This window comes from Spirochaeta thermophila DSM 6578 (genome assembly GCF_000184345.1).
Taxonomy (GTDB): domain Bacteria; phylum Spirochaetota; class Spirochaetia; order Winmispirales; family Winmispiraceae; genus Winmispira; species Winmispira thermophila.
The window spans coordinates 806,417-819,400 of sequence record NC_017583.1 but is presented as its reverse complement, the minus strand read 5'-3'; the positions used below and the strand labels follow the sequence as shown (position 1 = coordinate 819,400).

Genomic DNA, 12,984 nt, shown 5'->3' with positions numbered 1-12,984 from the left:
GAGCTAGAACGAGAGACGGAAGCCCACCTCACCGGTCACCACGCGACCTTCGAGGGAGCGGGAGAGAAAGGAGACCGCATCCTCCCCGGTACAGTGACAGGGTACGAGGGTATGCACCCCCAGACGCGCAAGGTGTTCGGCAGTGTAGGTAAGACGGGCTACCGAGGCGTGGGCGAGGTGGAATCCCCCAATCACCGCCCTGATCTTCGAGGCTCCTGCCACCCGAATCACATACTCGAGGGTGGAGACGATCCCTGCATGGGCACACCCGGAGATCACCACCAGTCCTTCCTCTGTCTCTACCCACATCGCCTGGTCCTCGAGCATGGGATCCGGGAACCTTCCTTCCTCATCGAGGAAGTACGGACCACCGGTATCCTCATGGGGACTCCTGGAAATGGGGCCAGTCACCCAGCACCCTTCCTCGATCATATGCGGTTCAGTGGTCCACACAACCCGATCGGGGGGGAGACTGTTCACCCATGCACGGGCCTCTGCCGGCATTCCGATGGGGCGTGCCTGTCCAGCCCTCACGCTGTAACGGGACTGTAACGCATAAGGAGAAAGATAGAGGGTGGGAGAGACCTCCCCCTCCCACCAGGTGAGACCTCCTGTGTGGTCGTAGTGCCCATGGGAGAGAACCACCACCTGAATCTCATCCCTGCCCACTCCCAGGACCGAGGCATTATGAGAGAGCGCGGCTCCCGCCCCTGTATCGAAGAGGATCGATCGCTGTCGCATACGTACGAGCACAGAAAAACCATGCTCAGCACGGAAACGTGGTGAAGCCTTATTGTCTACCAGGATGAGTATCTCCACCCGCTCATTCCTCCTCGTGATGGTGGTGGGCATGGTGGTGGTGATGATGGTGATGGTCGGTGCACGGTTCCTCTGCTTCGGGGAGACGCCCTTCCACATACGCTCTCACCACTTCACGGGGATCCTCGGGGGGGACACACGATCTCACTTCGATTCCCAATCTCTTGAACATCGCAAGCGCCCTTGATCCAATGCCCCCGGTGATCACCACGTCCACTCCCTGCTGTGCGAACCAGCGAGGAAAGGCACCTGGCTCGTGAGGAGGAGGTACGAATTCCTCATATGAGCGCTCGTTTCCGTTCTCGTCAACTTCGATGATACAGAACCTTTCTGAACCACCGAAATGGGAAGAGACTTTCCCTTTCTCAAGCGGCACCGCAATACGCATGGAAACCTCCTATGTGAGACCTAGGCGGGAGAGGACCTCTCTGCGACCTCTCTCCCTCGTTACGATAGAGGCGGGGAGAAGCATGTCTCCCCGTCCTCCTCACGCTTCACCGGATTCCCTGGAGAGCTCTTCCATCCTCTTCTTCAGTGCCTCCATCTCCCTCTCAAGCGCCGAAGCCCGTGCTTCCAGGATCTTCTTCTCCTCCTCGGGAGAAGGGGACGTCCACCATCCGGGGGCCTCTGGCCCCATCCAGCCCCTGGCCCAGCCTGGAAGCCCTGTAAGGTAGTACCAGTTGCGATGGCACCACCCACGACCCCATCCGCCCCCAACCCACGGGTTCGCATAGCCGGGCCTGCCAAAACCTGCACAGTATCCGGCCGCTCGCCCGGTCCTGGGGCCGGCTCCCCAGGGTCCAGTTCTATCTCCGTACGGCATATGTACCTCCCACTCATGTAGAATCAAAGGCCCACTACAGGACCTCCTATTGCTAATGCCACATCCAACCCCGTCGTCTACATCCCTTTCCCCGACGCCTGCATCCGGGCATCGTGAAAGAGCCGGTCGCAAGACGCCCCTGGTTCCACGCCTCCCATACCTCCTCCACCTCACCCCGGACGAAACTCACTGTCCTCACCCCCGCACTCTCGAGCATCTCTGCAAGTGGCCTCGAAATTGCCCCACAGATGAGCAGGTCCACCCCCCATCCCAGAAGCTCGTACACCTTTGCACTTGGGAGAGGACTCGAGAATTCCCTCACCTCCCCATGCCCGCTCCCCTCGTCGAAGATCCGTACCTTCTGTGAGGCATCGAACACCGGGGCCACCACCCCGTTCCACTCGGAAATCGCGACACGCATCGTACGACTCCTCATCCTTACCGAGCAATTTTCGTGCCATAAAGGAAAAATCAGCTTTTTCACTCTATAAACAGGATTTACACTTCTCTCACCCTTCTCCCGTACCCCATGTGTCGCACTTCTGCGACAATCCGCCTCCCCTCATGTCGCATATGCGCAACAGATTCGTCACCTTTCCTGCCGGATCCCCAACCGCTGCATCTTCCGGTAGAGCGTGCTTCGGTGCACGCCGAGGAGTCGCGCCGCCTCTTTCACTGATCCTCCTGAGGCCGCAAGCGCCTCGAGGATACGTCGCCTCTCCACACGTTCCTGCTCCGTCCGGAGGCCTCCGTACGCGGTCTCCTCCGCCCCACCAGCCTCCCTCACGAGCTCCTCAGGCAGATGCCCTACCTGGATGAACTCCTCGTGGCACACGATCACCGCCCGCTCCACCACGTGCTGGAGCTCTCTCACATTCCCCGGCCAGGAGTAGAGAAGAAACACATCCACCACCTCAGGGCTAAACCCCCTGATCCCCCGCTCGTAGGCCCTGTTGAAACGCGCAAGAAACGTCTCGGCAAGGAGAAGCACGTCCTCTTTGCGATCCCGCAGAGGAGGGAGATGAATTCTCACCACGTTGAGTCTGTAGTACAGATCATCTCGAAACCTCCCGGCCTTTACCTCCTCCTCGAGGTTCCGGTTGGTGGCCGCAATGATCCTCGCATCGAGCTTCTCAGGCCTCACCCCACCTACTGGCTCATACGCCCTGTCCTGGAGAACCCTCAAAAGCTTTACCTGCAGATGGAGGGGGAGCTCACCAATCTCATCGAGAAAGAGAGTCCCCCCTCGTGCGAGGGAGAAGCGTCCTGGCTTATCCCGATCTGCCCCGGTAAATGCCCCCTTCTTATACCCAAAAAGCTCGGCTTCGAGGAGGGATTCAGGGAGTCCTGCGCAGTGTACAGGAACAAACGGACCATCCTTACGCTGACTCATGCGATGGATGGCACGTGCCACCACCTCCTTCCCTGTGCCCGTTTCTCCTGTGATGAGTACCACTGCCTCGGTACGGGCTACTTCAGGGAGGAGTTCGAGCACGGGCTTCATCGCAGGACTCCTGGCCAGAAGATCGTCCCCCGCCGGGTCAGCACCGTCTGCACCACCTCCCCTCACCGGCCGGAAGAGCTCCACACCCCACTTCATGCGCCCCTCACCCTGAAGCACCATCCGGGAGGAGACCACCACCGGGATACGCTCCCCCTCTGCGCTCACGATGTACCCGGTTCTCTCCCGTACAGGCACACCTCTCCTCATCGCCTCCCTGAGCGGGCACGCCCCCTCACACATGCTCGACCTGAAGACCTCCCAGCAAGGTCTCCCCTCTGCCTCTTCGCGGGATACCCCGGTGATCTCAGCGGCCGTCTCATTGAAATACACAACCCGCCAGGATTCATCCACCACAAAAAGTCCGTCGGGCAGTGTATCGAGGAGCTCGAGCGTGTCGAACGTGAACCCCACCCCCCGGTCTGTGTAGCGGAATCGCTCATCGGACATCGATCGCCCCATCCTCCCCCTCCAGTGAGTACTTCCTCAGGCCTCCGGTCCCTCAGGAGGAGGAAAGCTCCACGAACTCCTCGTGACCGCACCCTCGGGCCTTCATCGACTCCGGGGTGAGCACGCCCTCCCACTGGTGCCCGCACTTCCTGCACCGAAAGTGGAGCGGCGCGGGATAGTCCACCGGCCCTGCCTCCACCCGGAGGGCCGCGCCCTTCAGCAGTGCCTCGGCCACCTTCCGCCGCGCACTCCGCACGATGGATGAGACCGTCTGCCGGGAGACCCCCATCAGGCGGGCCGCATCCTCCTGGGAGAGATCCTCGAGGTCCACGAGCCTGAGCGCCTCACACTCGTCCAGCGAGAGCCCAATCACCTCGAGATCGCTCAAAGGCACCCCTGCCGGCTTGTACACGAGATGCCGGGGAAGGCAGACAACACGTCTCGGTCTCACAGGTCGAGCCATGCCACACTCCACACATGGTGTCTTCTGCCTTCAACATACGAAGCCTTAGAATTATTGTCAAATGCTAGTTATTTCACAGGGGGTAGTACGACACTACAGCGTATCACACAAAATAGAGTATATTCTCTTTACAATATATTTTCCTTCACAGAAAGGCAGGAACCCCCATGATCCGCACCCTCACCTACACGTCAGGCTATCCCACCGCACTCCCAGGTATCCGACGCAGACCCCTTGCCTTTTCGCCCGACCTTACCGTGGTCTACGGCCCCAACGGGAGCGGCAAGACCACCATCATCCGCACCCTCGCCCACGCCGCCGGGCTCATCACCGATCCCCTCCCCTTCACCTACTCCATCGATCGCGATGCAGCCCCTGTCGTGCTCTTCGACCCGGAAGACTTCGTACGCTCAGACCTCTTCCTCTCGCGGCCCGAGCTCAGGTCTTCCGGCGAGATCCAGGCCGGCGCGATCAACACCTTCATCGACGCCATCCTCTCCCGCTTCCCCCTCTACCGCCTCTCTCCCCACCTCCGCCCCACCCTCCTTCTGGACGAACCGGACCACCACGTGGGCTTCGGCGCCCAGTTCATCCTCTGGCGCCACATCCTCCCCGCGCTCGCCCGCCACTTTCAGGTCATCGTCTCGAGCCACAGCATCTTCCCCGTGCTCCTCGCAAAACACACCCTCCTCCGGGACGACCTCATCATCGAGCTCCACCCCGGCTACACCGATTACTGCATCGACGCCCTCGCCGAGGCTGTGGACTTCTACAACGAACAGCACACCCCTCCCGGCGACGGCCCGGTATGATCCCCCGGCCGCCCTCTGGAACAACCGGCTCATCTCGTGCACTATACCCACAAAGGAGGTGATGAGATGAAGCCCTCCTCCCGCCCATCCACATCGTCCCCTTCATGCCCTGCGGCACTCCCCTTCCCCCTCACCGCCCTGAGGATGCGCCTCACCTGCGTCCCGGAGACCCCGGTGCACCTGGAAGGCCTTAAGGCCGGAACCCTGCTCCGCGGCGCCCTCCTCTCGGTGATGCTCCGCACCACCTGCCCGCTCACAGGCGTACCCTACGAGCGCCGGAAGGAAGTGGACCCCGAGCACGTCGCCACCTGTCCCGTGTGCTGGCTCATCCAGGCCAACGAGCAGCCCGGCAACGAACGCCGCGGCTACCTCATCACGCCCCCCCTCCCCCCGGCCGACACCTACCTCCCCGGACAGCCGTTCAGCTTCCACATCACCCTCCTCGGAAAAGCCACCACCTACATCCCCTACTTCATCATCTCCTCCCACGAGATGGGCAGAACCGGCGTGGGCAAGGGACGAGGCCGTTTCACCCTCCACCACATACACGCCGAGCTCTCCCCCCCGGGCACCACCTCCCGCCCCGAAGAGTGGGAGATGCGCGCCCCCGACGACCTCACCGTCCGCATGCCCCCCACCTACCTCACCCACCAGCACATCCTCAGCGCCGCCGAAGCCCTCCTCCCCCGCATGAGGCGCCCCCGGCTCACCCTCCATTTCCTCACGCCCCTGAGACTCGTGCACGAGAACCACCTGGTGAAGACCCCCGAGTTCCTCCCCTTCTTTACCCGCCTCCTCGAGCGCGTGGACATGCTCGCATCCCGTCACGCCGATGCCCCACCCCGCCCCCCTGGAGAGCGCACCCGGCTCCACGACCTCGCCGCCCGCGTCCGCCTCCACCACCACACCACCCGGTGGGAAGACGTGAAGACCTGGTCGTCCCGCACCCGCAGGCACACATGGATAAGCGGCCTCGTCGGCAGTGCCACCTACACCGCCCCGCCCGAAGTATGGGAAGCCCTCCTCCCATGGCTCCTGTGGGGCACCGTGGTCCAGGTGGGAAAAGATGCGGTGAAGGGCAACGGGGTCTTCCTGGTGAGCCTTTCGTGATCGCAGCCCCCTCTCCGGATTTCCCGTCTCTCGACCCGCCGTCCCACTCCACCCAGGCGGTACGAGGCCCCCACTCCTCCACACAGCGGGTCACTGGGTGAGCACGCGGGAGAGACTCAACGACAAGAAACCGCTGTAGGCCATGACCCCGCTGATCCCGTGACCGATCGCACTCCACCTGGCCGATTTCGTGGCATACGCCACGAACCCGTACACGAACCCGAGGGGAAGTGTAGAGGCCACGAAGAGGACCACATCATCCGCCGGTATCGCGAATTGTGGAGCCACGTGCCACAACGAGAAGAACAGAGAGGGGATCACGACTCCCCACACGACACTGTCGGGGAACTCCTTGATATACAAGCCCCTCCAGAAAAGCTCTTCGAAGAATGCATGTACCAAGGCCAGCGGCACCGAAAGCAACAACACGAGAGGAGGAGTCGACGAGAACCTGGGAAGAAAGTACATGAAGAAGGGCGAGAGTATCGTTACCGCGAAGAGGAGGATGACCCACCAGTTCTCCTTGACCCACAACCTCTTCTCATCCATGAAGAAGTCCCTCAGCGGCCTCTTCGAGATCAGCAGGGGCACGAAGAGACACCAGAATACCCAATACGAAGAGGAATCCCACGAGGTAGCCCCCGTACCTTCCCAGCGCACGGGAAGCGAGAAAGAAAACCGCCGACATGCCGGCGATGAGAATCACCGGCAACGACACGAACAGGAGCTTCCTGGACAGGGCATCATCTCTTCGCATTCTCCGCTTCACCTTTCCTCCGGCGTCCATCCTCCCAGCGGTCGGGAGGATCCTACACCCGTCCGACGCTTCGTTCAAGCACAAGGCACAGGCATCCCTTCCATGTCGCCGCCCCTCGCCTCTTCACGCGCGGGGAGCACAGCCATCACCCCCCGGCCCCGACCACGGCCTGTACCCACGCCTCGGCACGTTCGATCTCGCCCTCCACCAGTGGACCCTCGACCCCTTCCACGAAAAACCCCTCGGGAGGCACCGCGACCTCCCCTCCCCTCTTCTCCAGGATCTCAGCCATGGGGCCTGCGGCATACCCGAAGACCCGCACCAGAAAGGGGAGGAGGAAAAACGCCGACTTCATCTTCTCCAACGGGAATCGGGTATCGAATGCAGCCGTTCTCACCCCCTTCAATCCACCGTGAGGAATCCTCTTGAGCAGGAGCTTCACGGCCGGCGTGGGTCTGAAACCTCGGGTGGGGGACCCGACGATGAGCACGTCCGCCCCCACGACCTGATCCGGCGTGGCCTCGCTCACATGGAGCACCTGCACCTGGTTCCGCCCTCCGCACGCCTCGCCCATCACACGGGCGAGCCGCTCGGTGTTGCCGAAGATCGAATCATAGACGATCAGAACGTTCATGACGTATCCCTCCTTTCGAACAACGTACCGCCCCGGCACCTCCCTCGACATCTCACAGAGAAGCACCGGCCATCTCATCATAGCCCCTGCCGAACAAACATACTACCGCCGGTCCGCTCCCCTCCCTCTGCATTCTCCCCAAAGGATACGCTATCCGAGAGGCATCGAGACATGATGACCGGACTTCCTCCACCCATGTGAAGGACGCGATGTATCCCATCCGCGAGTTTCTCGAGTGAATTTCCATCCCCCTGAGGCACAAATTTTATCCCCTCTTTGCCGATAAATTTACCTGTTCCGGAGGAAGGAGATGGCCGTACTTCCCCACCTCATCGTCGATGAATACGGCGCATTCATAGGTAAGCACAGCGAACGCCTCGTGGTCACCAAAGACAAAGAGCGACTTGCCCAGGTGCCCCTCATCCACCTCGAGGCAGTGCTCATCACCGGCAACGGAGTGGGCATCAGTAGCGATGCAGTCCACGCCTGTACCGAGAGGGGCATACCCATCCACTTCCTCACCCGGAACGGCACTCCCTACGCGAGCCTCTACAGCGCCGGCCTCACCGGAACCGTGGCCACCCGCAGGGCCCAGCTCCTCGCCTACCACAACGGTCTCGGTCTCGCCCTTGTGGTGAAGATCGCCTCAGGCAAGCTCACCAACCAGGCCGCCTTCCTCAAGTACCTGGCCAAATACCGCAAGGAGACCGATCCCCCCACCCATGAGGCACTCACGCACGCCATCGAGACCATCACCACCCACAGGCGACAGCTGTCACGCATCCTCGAACGCACCCCATCCCCCGGCGACCACCTCACCCGCCTGCGCAGCGACATCATGGGCGAAGAAGGCAGGGCGGCGAACGCCTATTGGGAGGCCATCGCACACATCCTCCCCGCCTCCCTCGGCTTTCCCGGTCGGGTACGCAGGGGCGCCCGCGATCCCCTCAACTCGGCCCTCAACTATGGGTACGCCATCCTCTACGGAGAGGCAGAGCGCGCCCTCCTCCTTGCAGGCCTCGACCCCTACGCAGGCTTCCTCCATGCCGACAGACCGGGAAAACCGGCCATGGTGCTCGACTTTGTGGAGGAGTTCCGCACGCCCGTAGTGGACAGAACCATCATTGGCCTCGCCACAAAAGGCGTCTCCTTCGATCAGGAAGAAGACGGCCTCCTTGCCAGAGAGACCCGACTCATGATCGCAGAGAAGATACTGGAACGCCTCGAGACTCCTGCCCCCTTCCGGGGCAAACGGCATCCGCTCAGAGCCATCATCCAGATCCAGGCCCGCAGCATCGCCACCTTTTTTCGGGGCGAACGGAAAGACTACACCCCCTATCGCATGAGATGGTAACCATGGAAGAAAAAGACCCAAACACCCTCGTGGTGTACGACATCCCCGACGACAGAACACGCAACAAAGTAGCCGACGCATGTCTCGACTACGGCCTCGACCGCATCCAGTACAGCGCCTTTCTCGGATGGCTCCTTCCCACCCAACAGGACGAGCTCTTCCTCAAGCTCACCCGCATCCTCGGGAAAAAAGAAGGCAACATCCAGCTCTTCACCTTCTGCTCCAGAGACTGGAAGAAGCACAAAACCATAGAACAAAAGGGAAAACCCAAGTGAACGAATCGACCCACACGGTGGCGTATTCCACTTCTGAACCGGTCTTCACCGTCACCGATCTCAAACAGTGGCTCTATTGCCCCCGCATCGTGTACTATCACCTGTGCCTCCCAGACATACGGCCCACCACCTTTCACATGAGAGCAGGTAAAGAAGCAGGAAAAGGAGAAGAAACCAGGGAAGCCCGCCGAACCCTCAGGTGGTACGGAATCGAGGGAGGAAAACGACACTACAACGTGTACCTCAGCTCAGCCCACCACGGACTCCGCGGCACAGTGGACATGGTGATAGAGACCGAAGACGAACTCATCCCCGTCGACTTCAAGCTCTCTCGCAGGCCCAGATACCACTTCCGTCTCCAGGTGGCCGCCTATGCACTCCTTCTCGAAGACTGCTGGAGAAAACCGGTCCGCAGAGGATTCCTCTATCTCATACCGCTCAAACACCACTGCGAGATCCCAATAGAGGCCCCGATAAGGGAGACGGTCCACTCCACCATTGAGGCGATGTACCGCATGCTCCAGAGCGAAGCCATTCCCCCGGCCACAGAGAGCCACCACAAGTGCAGGGTGTGCGAGTTCAGACGCTTCTGCAACGACACTGTGTAGGAAAGTTCGCAAATCCCCCCGGTTTTTCTTACAAATTTCGATTTGCGAACCCACGCGGCCTCTCGCTCAAAAGAAGGAACACAGGCGCATCAACCCCCTTTTCTAATTCCAGAATACGTGGTATAATAGGGTTGTATATGGGCCGACCATCAGGCCCACGGGGCTGCAGAGGGGGCTGTTGCAGCCCCCACGATCCGCTAGAGGATACTGAAAGTTCGAACCGCACGAGCTCGAATGGCGAATCTCACGGTGTTGCAGCCCCCACGATCCGCTAGAGGATACTGAAAGGATACATATAAGACAGTAGATAAGGAGAAATTAATATCCGCAGTTGCAGCCCCCACGATCCGCTAGAGGATACTGAAAGGCGCAGTCCAAACAAGTGATCGTACTTGATGGCCCACGTTGCAGCCCCCACGATCCGCTAGAGGATACTGAAAGGCAATAGTGCCGGCTGCACCTGTAATTAATCCTCCAGTTGCAGCCCCCACGATCCGCTAGAGGATACTGAAAGACCAAATGGTAGTGTCTGAAAAGGCGCAATGTGATATACGTTGCAGCCCCCACGATCCGCTAGAGGATACTGAAAGAGCTGCCGGGGCGCTGGAGATGTATACACGGCCGCAAGTTGCAGCCCCCACGATCCGCTAGAGGATACTGAAAGTTGATCAGAGATTACCTCATCGTCATCATCGACTATGCGTTGCAGCCCCCACGATCCGCTAGAGGATACTGAAAGACATCAATTATCGCCGCAAGATAATAGATACAATGCTTGTTGCAGCCCCCACGATCCGCTAGAGGATACTGAAAGTCTGATCAGAGATTACCTCATCGTCATCATCGACTATGTATAGTTGCAGCCCCCACGATCCGCTAGAGGATACTGAAAGGGGATTTGCGCCATATTTCCGAGTTTATCGATGACTTGTTGCAGCCCCCACGATCCGCTAGAGGATACTGAAAGGTAGAACGAGCAGCTGCTCTCTGGAGAGCATATAAGTTGCAGCCCCCACGATCCGCTAGAGGATACTGAAAGCTCCTTGCGATGTATCTTTCTTTGAGTTCAGAAAGGTTGCAGCCCCCACGATCCGCTAGAGGATACTGAAAGCATTAATCGCTAACGGACGCCGTACCCAGAGGGCTAGTTGCAGCCCCCACGATCCGCTAGAGGATACTGAAAGGTTGGGAGCCCAAATGAGATAAGCTCACCAGCAGCAAGGTTGCAGCCCCCACGATCCGCTAGAGGATACTGAAAGTGATCCGCATATTTTCTGCATATTTTTTTCACCGCCGGTTGCAGCCCCCACGATCCGCTAGAGGATACTGAAAGGCGCATCAGAGCGGCCAGTCGCGCCGGTGTGCTGTAGTTGCAGCCCCCACGATCCGCTAGAGGATACTGAAAGCCACAAATAAGTTTGATTACCATGCAGCCTCCATCATCGTTGCAGCCCCCACGATCCGCTAGAGGATACTGAAAGGGCTGGTAACTCCCGCGATGTCTAGTATCGCATCTATGTTGCAGCCCCCACGATCCGCTAGAGGATACTGAAAGTGATACAGTGATATAGCAGGTGCTACACACCTACATGTTGCAGCCCCCACGATCCGCTAGAGGATACTGAAAGTACCCAGAGGGCTACGCCTCACGCGAGCGTGGCCCTCGTTGCAGCCCCCACGATCCGCTAGAGGATACTGAAAGCACCTGCACTTGCACTAGCTGAGGAGCACTACCTTACGTTGCAGCCCCCACGATCCGCTAGAGGATACTGAAAGCATTTGAAAGATCTTTTGCTGCTTTTGCCTGCTTTTGGTTGCAGCCCCCACGATCCGCTAGAGGATACTGAAAGTGACATGGACACTGTGCAGCTGTACACGCCAAGCGCCTGTTGCAGCCCCCACGATCCGCTAGAGGATACTGAAAGGCCTTTGCGGCCTGAGCAATAGCGAGGCTTATATCGAGCTGTTGCAGCCCCCACGATCCGCTAGAGGATACTGAAAGTCGTCGTCGTAATAGACCACTGCGATGTCATCGTCAGGTTGCAGCCCCCACGATCCGCTAGAGGATACTGAAAGACACATCCGGGCGAAGGATGGGTCGAAGTGATGAATAGTTGCAGCCCCCACGATCCGCTAGAGGATACTGAAAGATACGGCCTGTACAGTCTGATATCGTCGCGGTATGTCGTTGCAGCCCCCACGATCCGCTAGAGGATACTGAAAGAAGAATTTCTTTATTGACTGTTTGATATATGAGAATAGTTGCAGCCCCCACGATCCGCTAGAGGATACTGAAAGTTCCCGTGGGCACGATAACCGCCCCATCGACACGACGTTGCAGCCCCCACGATCCGCTAGAGGATACTGAAAGAGATAGAACGGCATCAATACCGACTTTAACGCCGCATTAGTTGCAGCCCCCACGATCCGCTAGAGGATACTGAAAGGTAGATGGTTATACGCATACACCCTGCACGTCTGGTATCGTTGCAGCCCCCACGATCCGCTAGAGGATACTGAAAGTGGTGAGGAAGCGGGGGAGTCCGCTCGGTGCCCCACGGCAGCCCCTACGCTCTGTCATTCAAAGGAACTGTTTTGAGATAAAAGTAAGGCAAACGAATTGTTCTCCCGTCAGAGAAGTTGAACTCCACATAGTCTAAACTATCTTTTGTCATGCCCCGCAAAATAAGATATCGCATAGTTGCTCCTAATACTTCAAAACGTTGAAACTTATCACCAAAAACCGGGGGAACTTCTATCCACCACTCTGTATCACAGTAGCCTTTCTTGTGACTTCCCTCTATTACATCAGATAGTTCTGTGATCTGAAACATCGTTCTTTTTTTCCCTAAAAGGAAAATCTGATTTCTACTAAACATGTTCAGTTCCCCTAACGAATAAGAGAAGCCATATGCTACTAGAGTATATCCAGGTAATATTGTCTCTATTTTTCCAAATGTGGGCACCCAAAAATCCCGAGGGCTTCCTAAAGGAGTACTACTTGTACTGGGATAACCTTCTGAAATCACGTTAAAATCATGAGTATCAGCAATTTTATCTTGTTTTGCAAGTTGTCTCATGCACTCGTCTACAAATACTCCGGGTGTAAACCATATAGGCTTCTGGGTGATATCATAGTCCCAGAGAAAGTAATCCGGGCTGGTAGACTTTTTTGCATCGGTTTCCAGGTCTACAAATCGCCCCTGGTGACGCCAGGTTACTCCACGGGTCAGACTGGCGTAGAGTGCCTCGGATGTGACAAAAGTATGCGTGTGGTACTGCGAGCCAAAGTCTGAACTGATGTGGGTAAAGCGACCGCAGTTACGCAACCAGATGGCTCGTGCATACAGAGTTTTCATAGCCCACCTCTTTTTGCTC

At 58.4% G+C, this 12,984-nt stretch carries 15 protein-coding genes and 1 CRISPR repeat array; of the genes, 5 read left to right on the top strand and 10 right to left on the bottom strand.

Going from position 1 to position 12,984, the window contains the following annotated elements:
• Window positions 1-3 precede the first annotated feature (3 nt).
• The 6 genes from SPITH_RS03620 to SPITH_RS03595 form a co-directional block, all read right to left on the bottom strand.
• On the bottom strand, window positions 4-852 hold the full coding sequence (locus SPITH_RS03620) for an MBL fold metallo-hydrolase (RefSeq protein ID WP_281047848.1): 849 nt from the start codon (window positions 850-852) through the stop codon (window positions 4-6).
• Window positions 824-1,207, bottom strand: coding sequence for a NifB/NifX family molybdenum-iron cluster-binding protein (locus SPITH_RS03615; protein WP_014624364.1), 384 nt, complete (start codon window positions 1,205-1,207; stop codon window positions 824-826). The genes SPITH_RS03620 and SPITH_RS03615 overlap by 29 nt, the downstream gene beginning before the upstream one ends.
• 99 nt (window positions 1,208-1,306) lie before the next feature.
• Window positions 1,307-1,642: a DUF5320 domain-containing protein gene (locus tag SPITH_RS03610; protein ID WP_014624363.1), complete on the bottom strand. Its 336-nt coding sequence runs from the start codon at window positions 1,640-1,642 to the stop codon at window positions 1,307-1,309.
• A gap of 52 nt (window positions 1,643-1,694) precedes the next feature.
• Window positions 1,695-2,063 (bottom strand): NifB/NifX family molybdenum-iron cluster-binding protein, encoded by a 369-nt coding sequence (locus SPITH_RS03605; RefSeq protein WP_014624362.1) that lies wholly within the window; start codon window positions 2,061-2,063, stop codon window positions 1,695-1,697.
• A 168-nt stretch (window positions 2,064-2,231) separates the two neighbouring features.
• Window positions 2,232-3,605, bottom strand: coding sequence for a sigma-54 interaction domain-containing protein (locus SPITH_RS03600; protein ID WP_014624361.1), 1,374 nt, complete (start codon window positions 3,603-3,605; stop codon window positions 2,232-2,234).
• Between the two features lie 40 nt (window positions 3,606-3,645).
• Window positions 3,646-4,056: a DUF134 domain-containing protein gene (locus SPITH_RS03595; protein WP_014624360.1), complete on the bottom strand. Its 411-nt coding sequence runs from the start codon at window positions 4,054-4,056 to the stop codon at window positions 3,646-3,648.
• A gap of 167 nt (window positions 4,057-4,223) precedes the next feature.
• Here SPITH_RS03595 and SPITH_RS03590 point away from each other — a divergent pair, with 167 nt between their 5' ends.
• A complete protein-coding gene (locus SPITH_RS03590; RefSeq protein ID WP_014624359.1) occupies window positions 4,224-4,868 on the top strand; it encodes an ATP-binding protein in 645 nt (214 codons plus the stop codon).
• Window positions 4,869-4,934: 66 nt separating this feature from the next.
• Window positions 4,935-5,978 (top strand): CRISPR system precrRNA processing endoribonuclease RAMP protein Cas6, encoded by a 1,044-nt coding sequence (gene cas6, locus SPITH_RS03585; protein ID WP_014624358.1) that lies wholly within the window; start codon window positions 4,935-4,937, stop codon window positions 5,976-5,978.
• A gap of 90 nt (window positions 5,979-6,068) precedes the next feature.
• Here the strand turns inward: cas6 and SPITH_RS03580 are convergent, their stop codons facing one another.
• The 3 genes from SPITH_RS03580 to SPITH_RS03570 form a co-directional block, all read right to left on the bottom strand.
• Complete coding sequence (locus tag SPITH_RS03580; RefSeq protein WP_169311808.1) at window positions 6,069-6,569, bottom strand: CPBP family intramembrane glutamic endopeptidase; 501 nt, start codon at window positions 6,567-6,569, stop codon at window positions 6,069-6,071.
• Window positions 6,520-6,747 (bottom strand): hypothetical protein, encoded by a 228-nt coding sequence (locus SPITH_RS03575; RefSeq protein WP_155816503.1) that lies wholly within the window; start codon window positions 6,745-6,747, stop codon window positions 6,520-6,522. The genes SPITH_RS03580 and SPITH_RS03575 overlap by 50 nt, the downstream gene beginning before the upstream one ends.
• A 133-nt stretch (window positions 6,748-6,880) precedes the next feature.
• The gene (locus SPITH_RS03570) at window positions 6,881-7,369 is read right to left on the bottom strand and encodes a flavodoxin family protein (protein ID WP_014624355.1); all 489 of its coding nucleotides are present in this window, start codon (window positions 7,367-7,369) and stop codon (window positions 6,881-6,883) included.
• A 310-nt stretch (window positions 7,370-7,679) separates the two neighbouring features.
• Between SPITH_RS03570 and cas1 the strand changes: the two genes are divergently transcribed.
• From cas1 to cas4, 3 genes are read left to right on the top strand one after another with little or no spacing between them, the layout of a single operon-like run.
• Window positions 7,680-8,723, top strand: a complete 1,044-nt coding sequence (gene cas1 / locus SPITH_RS03565; RefSeq protein WP_014624354.1) for a CRISPR-associated endonuclease Cas1 — start codon at window positions 7,680-7,682, stop codon at window positions 8,721-8,723.
• 2 nt (window positions 8,724-8,725) lie between these two features.
• Entirely contained in the window at window positions 8,726-8,998 is a 273-nt protein-coding gene (gene cas2, locus SPITH_RS03560; RefSeq protein ID WP_014624353.1) for a CRISPR-associated endonuclease Cas2, read from the top strand.
• Window positions 8,995-9,606 (top strand): CRISPR-associated protein Cas4, encoded by a 612-nt coding sequence (cas4, locus tag SPITH_RS03555; RefSeq protein WP_014624352.1) that lies wholly within the window; start codon window positions 8,995-8,997, stop codon window positions 9,604-9,606. Before cas2 ends, cas4 begins: the two co-directional genes overlap by 4 nt.
• Before the next feature lie 177 nt (window positions 9,607-9,783).
• Window positions 9,784-12,129: direct repeats of the CRISPR family, unit length 37 nt; unit sequence GTTGCAGCCCCCACGATCCGCTAGAGGATACTGAAAG.
• Window positions 12,130-12,173: 44 nt separating this feature from the next.
• On the opposite strand, the gene SPITH_RS12900 is transcribed toward cas4, so the two are convergent.
• Window positions 12,174-12,965: a hypothetical protein gene (locus tag SPITH_RS12900; protein ID WP_014624351.1), complete on the bottom strand. Its 792-nt coding sequence runs from the start codon at window positions 12,963-12,965 to the stop codon at window positions 12,174-12,176.
• Window positions 12,966-12,984 lie beyond the last annotated feature (19 nt).